The following is a 14,166-nucleotide window of genomic DNA, read 5'->3' on the forward strand; positions in this document are numbered from 1 at the left end:
CACGCTTACAGCAGCACGCGACGCATGTCGCCGAGCAGCTGCGCCAGCGTCGCGGTGAACCGCGCGGCCGCCGCGCCGTCGATGACGCGGTGGTCGTAGGACAGCGACAGCGGCAGGGTCAGACGCGGCTGGAAGGCCTTGCCGTCCCAGACCGGCTTCATCGCCGACTTCGACACACCGAGGATCGCGACTTCCGGTGCGTTGACGATCGGGGTGAAGCTGGTACCGCCGATGCCGCCGAGCGAGCTGATCGAGAAGCAGCCGCCCTGCATGTCGGCCGGGCCGAGCTTGCCGTCGCGTGCCTTCTTCGCCAGCGCGGACATCTCCTGCGAGATCTCCATGACGCCCTTCTTGTCGGCGTCGCGGATCACCGGAACGACCAGGCCGTTCGGGGTGTCGGCGGCGAAGCCGATGTGGAAGTACTTCTTGAGCGTCAGGTTTTCACCAGACGCGTCGAGCGAACTGTTGAAGCGCGGGTACTGCTTGAGCACCGCGACCGAGGCCTTGATCAGGAACGCGAGCATGGTCAGCTTGATGCCGGCCTTCTCGTTCTCCTTGTTGAGCTGCACGCGCAGCGCTTCGAGATCCGTGATGTCGGCATCATCGTGCTGCGTGACGTGCGGGATCATCGCCCAGTTGCGGGCGAGGTTCGCCGCCGAGATCTTCTGGATGCGGCCCAGTTCCTGGACCTCGATCTCGCCGAACTTGGCGAAATCCACCTTCGGCCACGGCAGCAGGTTGAGACCGCCGCCCGCCGCTGCCGGCGCGCCGGAGGCGGCCTTCGCACCACCGCCCTGCAAGGCACTCTTGACGAAGGACTGCACGTCCTCGCGGATGATCCGGCCGCCCTTGGCGCTGCCCTTGAGCTGGGTCAGATCCACGCCGAGCTCGCGTGCGAACAGACGCACCGCTGGACTCGCGTAGGGCACCTTGTCGGGGAGGATCGCATCGGCATCGAAGCGCACCGGCGGGTTGCCGCCGCCCGGCGCGCGATGCTCGATCGAGGCTTCGGCGATCTTGTCGGGCTTGGCCTGCGCCGCGACCGGCTCGACCGCATTGTCGTCGGTGCCTTTGGCCGGCGCTGCAGCCGGCTCCGAGGCCGCGGCAGGTGCATCGCCCGCGGCTTCGATGATCGCGACCACGGCGCCTTCAGACAGCGTGTCGCCGACCTTGACCTTGAGTTCCCTGATGACGCCGGCGACCGCGGCCGGCACTTCCATCGTGGCCTTGTCCGATTCCAGCGTGATCAGCCCCTGATCCTTCTCGACCGTGTCGCCGACCGCGACCAGTACTTCGATCACCGGCACGTCGTCGTAGCCGCCGATGTCGGGGACCTTGGATTCCTGCGCCCCGCCACCGCCGGACTGTGCCTTCGGCGCCTCGGCCTTCGCAGCCGGCGCGGCTTTCTCGGCGGCAGGCTTTTCGGCCTTCGGGGCTTCGGTCTTCGCAGGGGCCTCGGCCTTGGCCGGGGCTTCGGCCTGGGCGTCGCCGCCCTCGGCTTCGATGATCGCGACCACGCCACCTTCCGACAGGGTGTCGCCGACCTTGACCTTCAGTTCCTTGATCACGCCCGCGAACGGCGCCGGCACTTCCATCGTGGCCTTGTCCGATTCGAGCGTCACCAGCCCCTGGTCGACCGACACCGTATCGCCGACGGCGACCAGCACCTCGATCACCGGGACATCGTCAAACCCGCCAATGTCGGGAACGCGTGCTTCTTTCAGGTCGGCCATGCGGCCCTCCGGGCAGGTCGTGACCGGCTATTGTGCGGCCCAGCCGGATTTGCGCCAACTGTTGCGTCGCGTACGGCCGCGCATGGGACGGTCAACTCGTTCTGACCACACGCGACGCGCGCATGCACCAGACGCCGTGCGCGGAACGCTGCGTCACGAACGCGACGTTCGTCTTGCATACATCGATTTTCAGGCCCTCTTCCTACGCGCCCAGCCCATTGACAGCGGCTTACCGATGAACCGCTGAAGCAGGTTTCAGAAGGCACTGTGAAGCGTTGTGCGCGCTTCAGGAAGCGCAAATCGTCTATTCAGGTTCTGATTGCGAGCATGGCGCCGCCTTCCCGCAGAGGAAGGTCGCAGCGCCGCCCCCGCACGCTGCGACATGCCGCAACGCTGGCCCCCACGGTCCAGCCTTCAAGCCTTCAAGAAGGAGCACACCCCATGCTGAAGTCCAACAAGCGCGTTCTCGCGCTCGCCACCCTGGCCAGCCTTGCCTTTTCTTCGGTCGCGTTCGCCCAGGACGCTGGCGACACCGCCTCCGGCAAGCGCTTCTCGGTCGTCGGCGGCGCCACCCTGCTGCAACCGACCAAGAGCAGCAGCAACGACGGCATCGAAGTCGACGGCGGCCCGGCCCCGACGGCCTCTGTGTCTTACAACTTCACCGACAACATCAGCGCAGAGCTGTGGGGCGCGCTCGACAAGTTCGACCACCGCGTCCGCAACGATGCCGGCAAGGTGGGCATCGTCGAGCAGCAGCCGATCGCGCTGAGCGGCCAGTACCACTTCGGCCAGGCCGACAACACCTTCCGCCCGTTCGTGGGTCTGGGTTACCACCACTCCAACATCAGCGGTGAAGACCTCAATCCGGGTGGCGAGCACGTCAGCCTGTCCACGCCGAAGGGCGCGATCGGCACCGTCGGCGTCGACATGAACATCACCCCCACCTGGTTCGCCCGCGCGGATGCGCGTTACCTGCGCAGTCGCGCTGACGTGAACCAGGCAGGCGTCTCCACCGGTCAGGAGCTCAAGCTCGACCCGTGGACCGTGGGTGTCGGTATCGGCGCACGTTTCTGACCTCTCTCCCAGAGTCGTGCACCAGGGAAGACCCGCTTCGGCGGGTCTTTTTTTGCCTGGAATTCCACGATCTCGCCTCAGGCGCGTGATCAGGACCCAATTACAGCCAGCGCCCCAGCCGCCACTGCAGCAGCACCGCATACATCGCGTGGTAGCCGACCACAAGCCCGGCGACCGCGAACAAGCCAGCCGGCTCGCCGAGCGGACCCCATGCGGCGAGTGCCGCGGTGTCGCCGCGCATGCGTTCCCACGCTTGCCAGATGCCGGCGAACACGCGAGCCACGACGACCAGCGTCAGCGCCAGCACCAGCCAGCGGTTCGGCGTGTACCAGACCTGGCCCGGGCGGTGCTCGACGCGCGTGAGAGCCCAGCCCAGCCCACCCAGCGCCAGTCCGGCCAGCACGCCGAGCGCGGCATATGGAAACGCGTGGGTGACGAACAGCTGGGCGATGCCCATGCCGCCGAGGAATATCAGCGCTGAAACAGGAATCAGCCAGGCATTGAGCCGCGTCAGCCAGCGCGGCGGACGCCGGCGCGAGGTGCCGATGCGATAGCGGTTCCACAGCGCCAGCGGCCACAGTAGAAGCAGCAGCGCGAAGATGGCGAGCAGGACCACGGCGAGCAGCAGAAGAGGCATCGAGGTATCGCAGATTCCGGTGTATCGAGGACAGCATGATCCGCGATCCAGCGCGCGACCATGATGAAAGGGACACGCTCTACGGCGGCGGCGTGCCGTCGAGGCGCTTGATCCCTGTGTCCACCGTGCCGGTTTCGGACAGCACTTTTTCGCGGCGGAACATATAAAGGCCGCTGGCGACGATGATGCCGGCGCCCAGCCACGTCATGCCGTCGGGCAACACCTGCCAGACGAACAGATCCAGCAGCACGACCCACAGCAGCGCGGTGTATTCCAGCGGTGCGACCTGACTGGCTTCACCGAGCCGGAACGCGTGCGTCAGGCCCACCTGGCCCAGCGCACCGGTCACACCGATCAGCGCGAGGACCCACCAGTGCCCACGCTGCAGCGGCTGCCACTCCGGCCATGCCAGCGCGCCGGCGAACACCGCCATCAACACCAGGAACCAGAACACCAGCGCTTCGGGACTGTCGCGCTGGGCGAGCTTGCGCACGGTGATCGACGCGATCGCGTAGCACAGCGCGCCACCGACGACCGCCAGCCCGGCCAGCGTCGCCACGCCCTCGCCAGTGGGCCGCAGCACGACCAGCACGCCGACGACCCCGAGCGCGATCGCGGTCCAGCGTCGTGGTCCGACCTTCTCGCCGAGCAGCGGCACCGCCAACGCGGTGACCATCAGCGGCGACACGAAGACAATCGCGTAGGCGGTCGACAGCGGCATCCGGGCCAGGCCGTAGACGAAACCGGCGATCATGCCCACGCCCAGCACGCCGCGCAGTAGATGCAAGGGCCAGTGGACGCGCAACAGAGTGCCCGCGCGCCCGCGCAGCAGCAGCCAACCAACGATCAGCGGCAGCGTCGCCAGGCTGCGGAAGGTCGCGACCTGGAACGCGGAATAGTCGTTGGCGATCCACTTCATGCCCGCGTCCATGCCTGCGAACGCGAGCACGGCGAACAGCATCCACAGCGCCGCGGCGCGGGCATTGGTCCGGGGTGCGGCGGCAGGGCGTGACATGTGGCGACTCGGCGGACGGGCCGCGCATCCTCGCATGGACGCGCGCACCGGGCATCCGGCGCGCGGCGGTGAATCAGCTCTGGAGCGTGGCGGTATCGATGACGAAGCGGTAGCGCACATCGCCCTTGAGCATGCGCTCGTAGGCGGTGTTGATGTCGGCGATGCCGATGCGCTCGATGTCGGAGACGATGCCGTGCTCGGCGCAGAAGTCGAGCATTTCCTGGGTTTCGCGGATGCCGCCGATCAGCGAACCGGTCAGGCGACGCCGCTGCATGATCAACGAGCCGGCAGCGACCGGCGCGGGCTGGTCGGGCACGCCGAGCAGGATCATCGTGCCGTCGACCTTCAGCAGCGACAGGTAGGTGTTGTAGTCGTGCGGCGCGGACACGCTGTCGACGATGAAGTCGAAGGTCTTGGCCAGCGTCTTGAACGTGGCCTCGTCACGCGTGGCGGCGAAGTCGTGCGCGCCGAGCTTCAGCGCGTCGTCGCGCTTCGATTCGGACGTGCTGAGCACCGTCACGCGTGCGCCCATCGCGACGGCGAACTTCACCGCCATGTGGCCGAGGCCGCCCAGGCCGACGACGGCGACCGCATCACCCGGCTTGACGCCGAAGTGGCGCAGCGGCGAGTAGGTGGTGATGCCGGCGCACAGCAGCGGCGCCGCGGCGTCGAGCGGCAGCGATTGCGGCACGCGCAGCACGTAGTCCTGGTCGACAGTGATGCGGGTGGAATAGCCGCCGTAGGTCGGGGCACTGCCGTCGCGCTCCATCGCGTTGTAGGTGCTGGTCATACCCTGCTCGCAGAACTGCTCCTCACCCGCCTGACATTGAGCGCAGGACCGGCAGGAGTCGACGAAACAGCCGACGCCGACGGCGTCGCCGATCTTGAACTTCGTGACCTCGCTGCCGACTTCGGCGACATGGCCGACGATCTCGTGGCCCGGGACCATCGGGAAGATCGAGCCACCCCACTCGTCGCGGACCTGGTGCAGGTCGGTATGGCAGACGCCACAGAACGCGATGTCGATCAGCACTTCGTGGGCGCGCGGCGCGCGGCGCTGGATCGTGGTCGGCGCCAGCGGCGAACTGGCGTCGGCGGCAGCATAGGCGGGGGTGTCGAGCATGGCGGCGGCCTCGTCTTGGAGAAATGGGGAAACCATCCATCTTGCGCCCTGCCGAACGCCACCAGCGCGGCACTGGCGGAACAGCCCATACCGCCCGTGCGGTAATCTGCGCGCCTTCGTCATACCTGCAGGTGCCCCATGCCTTCTTTCGATATCGTCTCCGAAGTCGACACCCACGAGCTGACCAACGCCGTCGACCAGGCCAATCGCGAGTTGACCACGCGCTTCGACTTCAAGGGCGTCGAGGCCTCCTATGAACTCGATGACGCGACCATCAAGCAGTCGGCGCCGAGCGACTTCCAGGTCCAGCAGATGACCGAAATCCTGCGTCAGCGTTTGGCCGCGCGAAAGATCGACGTGAAGTGTCTGGAGTTCGGCGACATCGAGACCAACCTCGCCGGCGCGCGGCAGACCGTCACGGTCAAGCAGGGTATCGAGCGCGACCTGGCCAAGAAGATCCAGAACACGCTCAAGGACGCCAAGCTCAAGGTCGACAGCCAGATCAACGGCGACAAACTGCGTGTGAACGGCAAGAAGCGCGACGACCTGCAGGCCGCGATGGCGCTGCTGCGCGGCGCCGAGTTCGACCTGCCGTTGCAGTTCGACAACTTCCGCGACTGATCCGCGTGTTTCCGAGCGCCGACCCGATCGCCGACACCCGCCTGTGGCTGGAGCGCGCGGTGATCGGGCTCAACCTGTGCCCATTCGCGAAGGCGGTCGTGGTCAAGGACCAGGTGCGCTTCGTCCTGAGCGATGCGACCACGCCCGAGGCCCTGCTCGAAGCGCTCGGCGAGGAACTGTTGCGCCTGCGCGACACGTCGGCCACCGAGATCGACACCACGCTGATCGTGCATCCACAGGTGCTGGGCGATTTCCTCGACTACAACGATTTTCTCGACGAGGCCGATGGTCTGGTCGAGGCGCTGGAGCTCGACGGTGAGCTGCAGGTCGCGAGCTTCCATCCCGACTACCAGTTCGCCGGCACCGCCCCCGACGACATCGGCAACTACACCAACCGCGCGCCATATCCGACGCTGCACCTGTTGCGCGAAGACAGTGTGGCGCGCGCGGTGGATGCGTATCCAGAACCCGACAGCATCATCGACCGCAATCTCGCCACGCTCGAAACGCTGGGGCACGCCGGGTGGGCGCGGTTGTTTACCGAAGCGAACTGAGAACGGCGCGGCACCGCGCCGCCGCGGGGGTCCGCTCAGTACGCCGGGGCCGCCTGTTCGGCAGGGCCTTGCGGCACCTGCCGATGTGGCGCGTGCTGCTCCGCGGCCTCTGGGCTGACCGCAGCCGCCTGATCACGCGCCGACAGTTTTGCCTGCCCATCGGCCAGCCAGGCCTGCGCGCCCGGCGCTTGCAACAACGCATGCGACGCCTGCTTCGCAGCGCCGGCATCGCCTTGCCGCACTGCGGACAACAGATCCTCCAGCGCGGCGCCTACCCCGCCTGACCGCAATGCGGAAGGCGTCTGCAGCGTCGGCGTTTCGCTCCCACGGTCCCGTTCGCGCAGCAGCGCTTTCGCGGCCGCTTCCTGCTCCGCGATATGGCGTTCCATGCTCGCCAGCACAGCCGTGTCCATGCCATGGCGACCGACGGCTTCCGACAGCGCCGGACCGCCTTCACGCACCAGCTCGATGGCACCGGACCAGTGCTGGCGACCATGCGGCGTGCGCGGGTCGAACGTCAGCGTACCGCCGACGACCACACCGCTCAGTCCGCCGAGCCCGGCGCCTGCAGTCGGCGCGTGTGCAGTCACCCGTGTGAGTTGCGCGCCAGCGACCTCAAGACCGGCATCCAGGCGTTCGCCGACGTACACCAGTTGGTTGCGCGCCTGCGCGCCGAACGCATCCGCCCCCACCTGGACGCCGGCGGCGATGGCACCAGCCACATCACGCCTGGCCTGCGCCGCAGTGCGCCCCTGCTCAAGGGCGGCTGCAGCCTCGCCGCGATTGCGATCGAGCATTGCGTCGCCCGCAGCCTCGACACGCTCCGCATGTGCGTGGAGGCCGTCGCGCCACGCTTCGGACCACACGCCCGCCGCATCCCCCGCACTGCGCAGCAGGCTTCCCCGGGCGCTTGCGATGCCTGCGCCCGCCAGACCCTGCGCATGGTCAATGGCCGCTGCGCCATGCGCGCCCACCAGCCGCGCCTGCGCGCTGAACTCGCCCATGGCCTGGGCGCTTCGACTCAGTACGAGGCCGGCGCCCGACCAGCTCCGGTCGAGGTGCTCACCAGCCACCCCCGTGGCGGCGCGCGCCGCGTCGCCGGAAGTCGCGAGCCCCTCGCCCAGCACACGGCCGCCGTCGGCAATCACGCCGCCCATCTGCGCGCCAGCATTCGCACCGCGCGCGCCCATGGCGAGCACGGTCAGGACTGGGACGCTCAGTTGATGCAGTTCGGCCATCGAGGCCCGATCTTCGCGCGCGACGAGCATCTGCTCGTGGTGGGTCATCGCCACCAGCGGGGGCATGCGCTTGCCAGCGGCTTCGGGCAAGTCCCGGATCATGGCAATAGCATCGCCCTGCTCGAGTTTCGCGAGAAATGCACGCACCGCAGGATGCGACACTTCGGGAATGCCGGGCAGGAGCCGCTGCTCCAGAAAATCTCGGCCGGCCGGCGTGCCCTGCATCGCAGCCACAGTGTTGGTGAGCAGCATCGCCACCCGCTCGCGCTGCACTTCGCTCATGCCGCGGATGTCGCGCTGCAGGCCGTCGTTGAGCACGTCGCCCTGGACCTGCCAGGCCGTGACGGTCTGATCGATGTCGAAAAGAGGGAGATTTCCGCTTGCTTGCGCGAAGTTCTTCGCCGTGTCGGGGTGCAGGCCAGCCGCATTGAACGTGACCGCCTGCATTCCGGTCACAGCAGAAGCAGCAGATGCCTTGCCTCCCGCAAGACTATGCCCAGCAATGTCGAACTCCAGACCCGCGCGCTGCAGCGCGAGGGCCAGTTCCATCGCACGATCGTAGTAATCCGTCGCTAGGCCGATCGACTGGGGGAAATTGTTGGCGACGAAATCCTCGATCGTCGTATCACGGAGCTTGCCGTTCTCGATCACCTCGCCGGTTGATCCTTTGAACACAAGCGTGGGCTTGTATCCGGGTCCCAGCACCGCGGGATCCGGAATATAGATCTCCGCGCGGAATCCGGAGTTCTTGGGGTGCAGTAGTTCCAAGATCTGCCCGTCGTCAAGATCAAGCCCGGGAAGCAACTCGCGTAGGAGGGCAGGCGTCGCGCTGACGCGCGTCCAAGGAGACGGTGACTCCCCGACATTCTTGGCAGCGTCATAGACATCATGGGACAACTTGGCCATCTCCTGAGCGTGATAGGCCACCTCAAGCCTGTCCGCTTCATCTGCCGCCTCATGCAATCCACTGGACCGCAATGCCGACAACAGACGCTGCCGCTCCTCATGTTGGATTGTCACATCTCACCTCCGTCGTCCCTCGATGCGGGAAGGGGAATCTGATCCTCGGTATGCGGAAAACCGAATGTTTCCCGCATCTTGCGGAAGTACTCCGGCATCGACGGACGTTCGAAGCCGTTCGCCAACAGCCAGCGTTGGCATCTGACCTGCCAATCCGGATCGCTCGAATTGCCCGGGTGCCAGAAGATCGCTTTTATGGCGTGCGAGTCCGAGCGTTGTATCGGCTTGCCAAACGAGAACTGCAAGGAGGGATCCGCTCCATGCTCCAGAAGCCAATGCGCCATCCGAAAGCCCCCTCGGCCGGCGTAGCTTGTGAGGATGGTGCTGCCAGGTGACGCCTGTACGTTGACGTCCGCCCCCCGCTCGACCAGCAACTGCACGTTCTGCCACTGGTTGCCATGGATGTAGGACTCGAACAGCAACGCCTCCCGATTGGGGTTGCGTGTATCCGGATCCCCGCCATGGTCCAGCAGGATCTGCAGATAAGCCGGATCCTTCTGCCGCGCGGCCCAGACCATCGCGTTGCTGTGGTAACGGACGATTCCGTCATTCGAGGGGTAACGCGTCTTGGCATTCGGATCCGCGCCGTTTTCCAGCATTGCGCGCAGACCCTCGGGATTGCCGCGATAGATCGGCCACGCGAGCATCGGGGTGCCGCCATCGCGCCCCCAGAAGACACCGTCGGGATCGACACCTTCGTCGCGCATCAGCCGACGGACCGTCTCCGCATCACCCGAACCGGCGGCGATTGCAAGCGCCTGCAGATTCGGATCCTCGAAAACACGCGCCGCCGCGGCACGCTCGCCCGAGCTGTCGGCGGACGGCACTGCCAGCACGCAACCGGAGAGGGCGACGATCGACGCCGCCAGGAACAGGGCCATCCACCATCTGATCGCCGGTACAAGCCACGGCGGTGTGCGGGCATCGCGAACTGATTGACCCATCGTGTCCATTCCGACCCCGGCGCTTCCGTACGCGATCGGGTCGAGGTTAGCGCAGCCGCGGGACAGGCGCTGCCCGCAACGGTGCAGGGAATTCCTGACCCGTTCGCTGACACTGCGGGCCACCGGCGCCGCAGAGTGTCAACTTATAAAAATATGTTTATATAATAGCGTCCCGCCCGGCTCCCCTGCCCCCATGTCGCACGACCACCACACCCACGAGCACGGCCACAGCCACGCGCCCCTGGTCTCCACCGCCAACGAACGCGTGGTGTTGACCGGCTTCGTGCTGACCGCGGGCTTCATGCTGGTCGAGGTGGTCGGCGGCGTGCTGTCGGGTTCGCTGGCGCTGATCGCCGACGCCGGCCACATGCTCACCGATGCCGCCGCGTTGCTGCTGGCCTGGGTGGGCTTCCGCATCGGGCGCCGCGCCTCTGACGCACGGCGGACGTTCGGCTACATGCGCTTCGAGGTGCTCGCCGGCCTGGTCAATGCAATCACGCTGTTCGCGCTGGTGATCTGGATCGTCTGGGAAGCGATCCAGCGGCTACGCAGTCCGGGCGAAGTGCTGGCCGGGCCGATGCTCGCGGTCGCGGTGGTCGGCCTGCTGGTGAACTGCCTGGTGTTCTGGATCCTGCATCGCGGCGACCAGTCGCACGTCAACATCAAGGGCGCGACGGTGCACGTGCTCGGCGATCTGCTCGGCTCGGTCGCGGCGATCATCGCCGCGCTGGTGATCCACTTCACCGGCTGGATGCCGATCGATCCGATCCTGTCGGTACTCGTGTGCCTGCTGATCCTGCGCAGCGCCTGGGCGTTGCTGCGCAGCGCGTTCGACATCCTGATGGAAGCCGTGCCGCCGGACATCGACATCGCCGTGCTGCAGGACCATGTGCGTGACAACGTGCCGGGCGTCGCCGCCATCGACCATGTGCATGTTTGGTCGATCACGTCGGGCAAGGTGCTGGCAACGCTGGAACTCACGTTGGCCGAGGGCGCGCAGCCGGCGCAGGTAGTGCCCGAGGTCAAGCGCGCGCTCGCCGAGCGGTTCGCGATCGGGCATGCGACCGTCGAAGTCGTGCACATGCCGCAGGCGCAGTGCGCGCTGGAGCGGCAGGACAGCGAAGACGCGCATACGCATGATCACGCGCATCACCACGATCACGACCATCCGCACGACACGCCGCAAGCGTCCGGACCTGCGCGATGACCGCTGTCGACGATGCGCGGCTGGCGATCCTCGCCGAGACCTTCAAGCTGCTCGGCGATCCCACACGGCTGCGCGTGCTGCTGACCTGTCTCGACGGTCCGGTCGCCGTCGGCGAAATCGCACGTCGTACCGGCGCCTCGCAGCCATTGGTCAGCCATCACCTGCGATTGCTGCGCGGCGCGCGGCTGGTGCGCGGCGAACGTCATGCGCGTCAGGTGCTGTACGAGGCCGACGACGCCCACGTGCAGGACATGCTGCGCGACATGCTGGATCACACCGGCGAGCACGTCTGATCGCCGACGCAGCAGCGAACCCGGATGCCTGCGATCGCAGACGCGAGTGGGTGTGGTCGACTGCGTATGCTGCGCTTTATCCGTCCTGCGGACGGGTCATGCGCGCGTCGTAGGGCGGAGTGTCAACGAACCCCATCTGATCATTCTGCCGTGGCTGTCGACAGCCACGGCACGATCAATGCCTGCGCATCGGCAAGCGATCCGACGATGCGATGTCCGAGCGCACGCGCTTCCTCGTCCGGCGCCAGCAGATCCGGCACCTGCACCGCGGTCATGCCCGCTGCAAGCGCGGCGCGCACGCCGGTCGGCGAATCCTCCAGCACCAGGCACTGCGACGGCGCCACACGGAGGCGTTCGGCAGCGAGCAGGTAGACATCAGGCGCAGGCTTGGGCTGCGCGACATCACTGCTCGTGCAGACCACATCGAAATACTTGAGGAGACCCGCCGCTTCGAGCTTGCGCTGCGCCAGCGGTGATCGCGTAGAGGTCGCGACCGCGCGCGGCATGTCGTGCGCGGCAAGCAGATCCAGCAACGCGACGATGCCCGGCCGATGAGGCAGGCCGCGTTCGGCGATCGCGACATAGCGCGCATGAACGTCATCGAGCAGCGCCGCAGCCGCGCTGTCGCCGATGTGCGTGCGCAGTCGAGCGCGGCAGACGGCATCGGTGTGGCCGATCAGGCACAGCCACCAGTCCGGATCGATCTCCGCGCGATGATCCACCGCCGCGGCGCGCAACGATTCGAGAATCGCGCGCTCGCTGTCGAGCATCAGCCCGTCCATATCGAAGATCACCGCCGCGGGCCGCGACGGCAGCGGTGCGATCTCAGCCATGTGCCGCCATCAGTGTCTCGATATCGCCGGCATCGAGCGCGCGCCATTCGCCTTCCGGCAGCGCCCCGAGCCCGAGCCCGCCGACGCGGCTGCGATGCAGCGCGACGACATGGTTGCCGACCGCGGCGAACATGCGCCGCACCTGGTGATAGCGGCCTTCGGTGATCGTGAGTCGCGCCTGCGTCGGCGACAGGACTTCGAGCACCGCGGGTTTGAGCGGCGTGTTGTCCGCCTCCAGCAGCATCGCGCCACTGGCGAACAGCACGGCCTCGTTGCCGCGCAACGGCTCGGCGAGCGTGGCCTCGTAGACCTTCGGCAAGGCGGCCTTGGGCGAAATGATCCGATGCAGCAGCTGGCCGTCGTCGGTGAACAGCAGCAGGCCGCTGGTCTCGCGATCGAGTCGACCGACCGTGGACAACACCGGCGAGCGCAGCCGGTAACGCGGCGGCAGCAGATCGTAGACCAGGCGCCCGGTGTCCTTGGTCGAACAGGTGTAGCCCGACGGCTTGTGCAGCAACAGCGTCAGGCCCTGCGGCGGATCCAGCGGTTCGCCGTCGACGCGCACGTCGTCGTGGCCGACCTGGTCGTCGGCGTACAGCACGTCGCCCGTCGCATCGGTCACCCGGCCTTCGCGGAACATCCACGCGACCTGCTTGCGGCTGCCGTAGCCGAGATTGGCCAGTAGTTTGACCAGCTTCATGCGCGGTGCCTCGCCGGCGTGGCGCGGGCGCGCACTGCGTGGATCACCTTGAACGCACCGCTGGAGGCGATCTCGCTGACCTCGCTGAAACGCGAGTCGAGCACCTCTTCGTAAGGCAGATGCCGGTTGGCGACCAGCCACAACGCGCCGCCCGGCTTCAGCGCGACCGCGGCGGCGCCGATGAACGCACGGCCGATGTCGGGCCGGCCTTCGCGGCCGTGCGCATGGAACGGTGGATTGCTGACGATGAAGTCATAGCCCTGCGGCACGCCGGTGGTCACGTCGTGCCAGTGGTAGGCCAGTGTCGCGCCCGCGCCGAGTGCGGCCAGGTTTTGGCGGGCTAACGTGAGCGCGCGGCCTTCTGCTTCGAAGACGTCCAGCGCGGTGATGCCCTTGCAACGTTGCAGAAGTTCCGCGGACAGATAGCCGTAGCCGGCGCCCAGATCGGCGCCGAGCCCGGCCAGCGTCGTCGGCAGGTGCGAGGCCAACAGCGCGGACGCGGGATCGATGCGGTCCCAGGCGAACACGCCCGGGCGACTGTGGAACCGGCCGCCGAGCACCTCGCGCGGACGGTCCAGCCTGGCCCAGCTCTCGACCAGCGCGGTGTCCACGGTGTCGCCGGTCCTCGCCCAGAACACGCGGCATTTGTGCTTCGACAGCGCACCGATGTTGCCGGCGAGCTTCGCGAGATCGTCCTGCGCGGACTTCGCACCTTCATCGTTGGACACGCTGGCCAGCACCCATCCGCCCGGCGTCACCGACTGCAGCGCGCGCGCCAGCACCGCGCGCGATTCGTCGCGCTGGCGCGGTGGCAGCACGAGCACCAGCGGCTTGCGCGGCAGCGCAGCATTGCCGCTGTCGCCGGGCAGCGCGTCGAGGCCGGCGCGCTGCAGCGCCGCATGCAGCGGCTTGAAGCTCTGCTCGCAAACCAAACCCGGCCAGCGACCGCCGGTCGTCGGCACGCCCGGACGCGCGCGCAGGAACAGCGCGCCGTCAGCGGGCCAGGCGAGCTGGCGCTGTTCGAGCGGCAGGAACAGGGCGTCGAGGGCGGGATCGGACATCGGCTCGGACAGGGCGGGACGGCCGTGGATTCTACCGGCCCCGCCGGTTCACCGGCCGCACCGGCTCCGCACGCGACGCGAACGCGAGATTGATGAAACCACAACATCACCGT

Annotated in this window: 14 protein-coding genes; 5 read left to right on the forward strand and 9 right to left on the reverse strand. The window is 67.3% G+C overall.

Annotated elements, in window-relative coordinates:
- Positions 1 to 5: 5 nt before the first annotated feature.
- A complete protein-coding gene (gene aceF / locus J2W68_RS17390) occupies positions 6 to 1,733 on the reverse strand; it encodes a dihydrolipoyllysine-residue acetyltransferase (protein ID WP_310238498.1) in 1,728 nt (575 codons plus the stop codon).
- A 441-nt stretch (positions 1,734 to 2,174) separates the two neighbouring features.
- On the opposite strand from aceF, the gene J2W68_RS17395 reads away from it, so the two are divergent.
- Entirely contained in the window at positions 2,175 to 2,807 is a 633-nt protein-coding gene (locus tag J2W68_RS17395) for an OmpW/AlkL family protein (RefSeq protein ID WP_310238501.1), read from the forward strand.
- A 100-nt stretch (positions 2,808 to 2,907) separates the two neighbouring features.
- On the opposite strand, the gene J2W68_RS17400 is transcribed toward J2W68_RS17395, so the two are convergent.
- The 3 genes from J2W68_RS17400 to J2W68_RS17410 form a co-directional block, all read right to left on the reverse strand.
- Positions 2,908 to 3,444 carry a DUF1453 domain-containing protein gene (locus J2W68_RS17400; protein WP_310238504.1) on the reverse strand — a complete coding sequence of 179 codons (537 nt, stop codon included), beginning with the start codon at positions 3,442 to 3,444 and terminating at the stop codon, positions 2,908 to 2,910.
- A gap of 79 nt (positions 3,445 to 3,523) precedes the next feature.
- Positions 3,524 to 4,459: a DMT family transporter gene (locus tag J2W68_RS17405; RefSeq protein ID WP_310238507.1), complete on the reverse strand. Its 936-nt coding sequence runs from the start codon at positions 4,457 to 4,459 to the stop codon at positions 3,524 to 3,526.
- 73 nt (positions 4,460 to 4,532) lie between these two features.
- Positions 4,533 to 5,582 (reverse strand): NAD(P)-dependent alcohol dehydrogenase, encoded by a 1,050-nt coding sequence (locus tag J2W68_RS17410; protein WP_310238509.1) that lies wholly within the window; start codon positions 5,580 to 5,582, stop codon positions 4,533 to 4,535.
- A 138-nt stretch (positions 5,583 to 5,720) separates the two neighbouring features.
- Here J2W68_RS17410 and J2W68_RS17415 point away from each other — a divergent pair, with 138 nt between their 5' ends.
- Positions 5,721 to 6,203: a YajQ family cyclic di-GMP-binding protein gene (locus J2W68_RS17415; RefSeq protein ID WP_310238511.1), complete on the forward strand. Its 483-nt coding sequence runs from the start codon at positions 5,721 to 5,723 to the stop codon at positions 6,201 to 6,203.
- Between the two features lie 5 nt (positions 6,204 to 6,208).
- Positions 6,209 to 6,757, forward strand: coding sequence for a DUF1415 domain-containing protein (locus J2W68_RS17420; protein WP_430539770.1), 549 nt, complete (start codon positions 6,209 to 6,211; stop codon positions 6,755 to 6,757).
- A gap of 35 nt (positions 6,758 to 6,792) precedes the next feature.
- Here the strand turns inward: J2W68_RS17420 and J2W68_RS17425 are convergent, their stop codons facing one another.
- Both J2W68_RS17425 and J2W68_RS17430 read right to left on the reverse strand, forming a co-directional pair.
- Complete coding sequence (locus J2W68_RS17425) at positions 6,793 to 9,015, reverse strand: hypothetical protein (protein ID WP_310238513.1); 2,223 nt, start codon at positions 9,013 to 9,015, stop codon at positions 6,793 to 6,795.
- The gene (locus J2W68_RS17430) at positions 9,012 to 9,896 is read right to left on the reverse strand and encodes an ankyrin repeat domain-containing protein (RefSeq protein WP_310238515.1); all 885 of its coding nucleotides are present in this window, start codon (positions 9,894 to 9,896) and stop codon (positions 9,012 to 9,014) included. Before J2W68_RS17430 ends, J2W68_RS17425 begins: the two co-directional genes overlap by 4 nt.
- A 256-nt stretch (positions 9,897 to 10,152) precedes the next feature.
- Between J2W68_RS17430 and J2W68_RS17435 the strand changes: the two genes are divergently transcribed.
- Both J2W68_RS17435 and J2W68_RS17440 read left to right on the forward strand, forming a co-directional pair.
- The gene (locus J2W68_RS17435; protein WP_310238518.1) at positions 10,153 to 11,166 is read left to right on the forward strand and encodes a cation diffusion facilitator family transporter; all 1,014 of its coding nucleotides are present in this window, start codon (positions 10,153 to 10,155) and stop codon (positions 11,164 to 11,166) included.
- A complete protein-coding gene (locus J2W68_RS17440) occupies positions 11,163 to 11,459 on the forward strand; it encodes an ArsR/SmtB family transcription factor (protein ID WP_310238522.1) in 297 nt (98 codons plus the stop codon). The genes J2W68_RS17435 and J2W68_RS17440 overlap by 4 nt, the downstream gene beginning before the upstream one ends.
- 140 nt (positions 11,460 to 11,599) lie before the next feature.
- Here J2W68_RS17440 and J2W68_RS17445 read toward each other — a convergent pair whose 3' ends face one another.
- From J2W68_RS17445 to J2W68_RS17455, 3 genes are read right to left on the reverse strand one after another with little or no spacing between them, the layout of a single operon-like run.
- Positions 11,600 to 12,292, reverse strand: a complete 693-nt coding sequence (locus tag J2W68_RS17445; RefSeq protein WP_310238525.1) for an HAD family hydrolase — start codon at positions 12,290 to 12,292, stop codon at positions 11,600 to 11,602.
- Positions 12,285 to 12,992: a pseudouridine synthase gene (locus J2W68_RS17450; RefSeq protein WP_310238528.1), complete on the reverse strand. Its 708-nt coding sequence runs from the start codon at positions 12,990 to 12,992 to the stop codon at positions 12,285 to 12,287. Before J2W68_RS17450 ends, J2W68_RS17445 begins: the two co-directional genes overlap by 8 nt.
- Entirely contained in the window at positions 12,989 to 14,053 is a 1,065-nt protein-coding gene (locus J2W68_RS17455) for a class I SAM-dependent methyltransferase (protein ID WP_310238531.1), read from the reverse strand. Before J2W68_RS17455 ends, J2W68_RS17450 begins: the two co-directional genes overlap by 4 nt.
- Positions 14,054 to 14,166: the final 113 nt, after the last annotated feature.

This window comes from Luteimonas terrae, assembly GCF_031457535.1.
GTDB lineage: Bacteria > Pseudomonadota > Gammaproteobacteria > Xanthomonadales > Xanthomonadaceae > Luteimonas > Luteimonas terrae_A.

Coding starts and splice junctions, on each gene's coding strand:
- aceF (WP_310238498.1), bottom strand. CDS start 1,733: ATGGCCGACCTGAAAGAAGCACGCGTTCCCGACATTGGCGGGTTTGAC.
- J2W68_RS17395 (WP_310238501.1), top strand. CDS start 2,175: ATGCTGAAGTCCAACAAGCGCGTTCTCGCGCTCGCCACCCTGGCCAGC.
- J2W68_RS17400 (WP_310238504.1), bottom strand. CDS start 3,444: ATGCCTCTTCTGCTGCTCGCCGTGGTCCTGCTCGCCATCTTCGCGCTG.
- J2W68_RS17405 (WP_310238507.1), bottom strand. CDS start 4,459: ATGTCACGCCCTGCCGCCGCACCCCGGACCAATGCCCGCGCCGCGGCG.
- J2W68_RS17410 (WP_310238509.1), bottom strand. CDS start 5,582: ATGCTCGACACCCCCGCCTATGCTGCCGCCGACGCCAGTTCGCCGCTG.
- J2W68_RS17415 (WP_310238511.1), top strand. CDS start 5,721: ATGCCTTCTTTCGATATCGTCTCCGAAGTCGACACCCACGAGCTGACC.
- J2W68_RS17430 (WP_310238515.1), bottom strand. CDS start 9,896: ATGGCCCTGTTCCTGGCGGCGTCGATCGTCGCCCTCTCCGGTTGCGTG.
- J2W68_RS17435 (WP_310238518.1), top strand. CDS start 10,153: ATGTCGCACGACCACCACACCCACGAGCACGGCCACAGCCACGCGCCC.
- J2W68_RS17440 (WP_310238522.1), top strand. CDS start 11,163: ATGACCGCTGTCGACGATGCGCGGCTGGCGATCCTCGCCGAGACCTTC.
- J2W68_RS17445 (WP_310238525.1), bottom strand. CDS start 12,292: ATGGCTGAGATCGCACCGCTGCCGTCGCGGCCCGCGGCGGTGATCTTC.
- J2W68_RS17450 (WP_310238528.1), bottom strand. CDS start 12,992: ATGAAGCTGGTCAAACTACTGGCCAATCTCGGCTACGGCAGCCGCAAG.
- J2W68_RS17455 (WP_310238531.1), bottom strand. CDS start 14,053: ATGTCCGATCCCGCCCTCGACGCCCTGTTCCTGCCGCTCGAACAGCGC.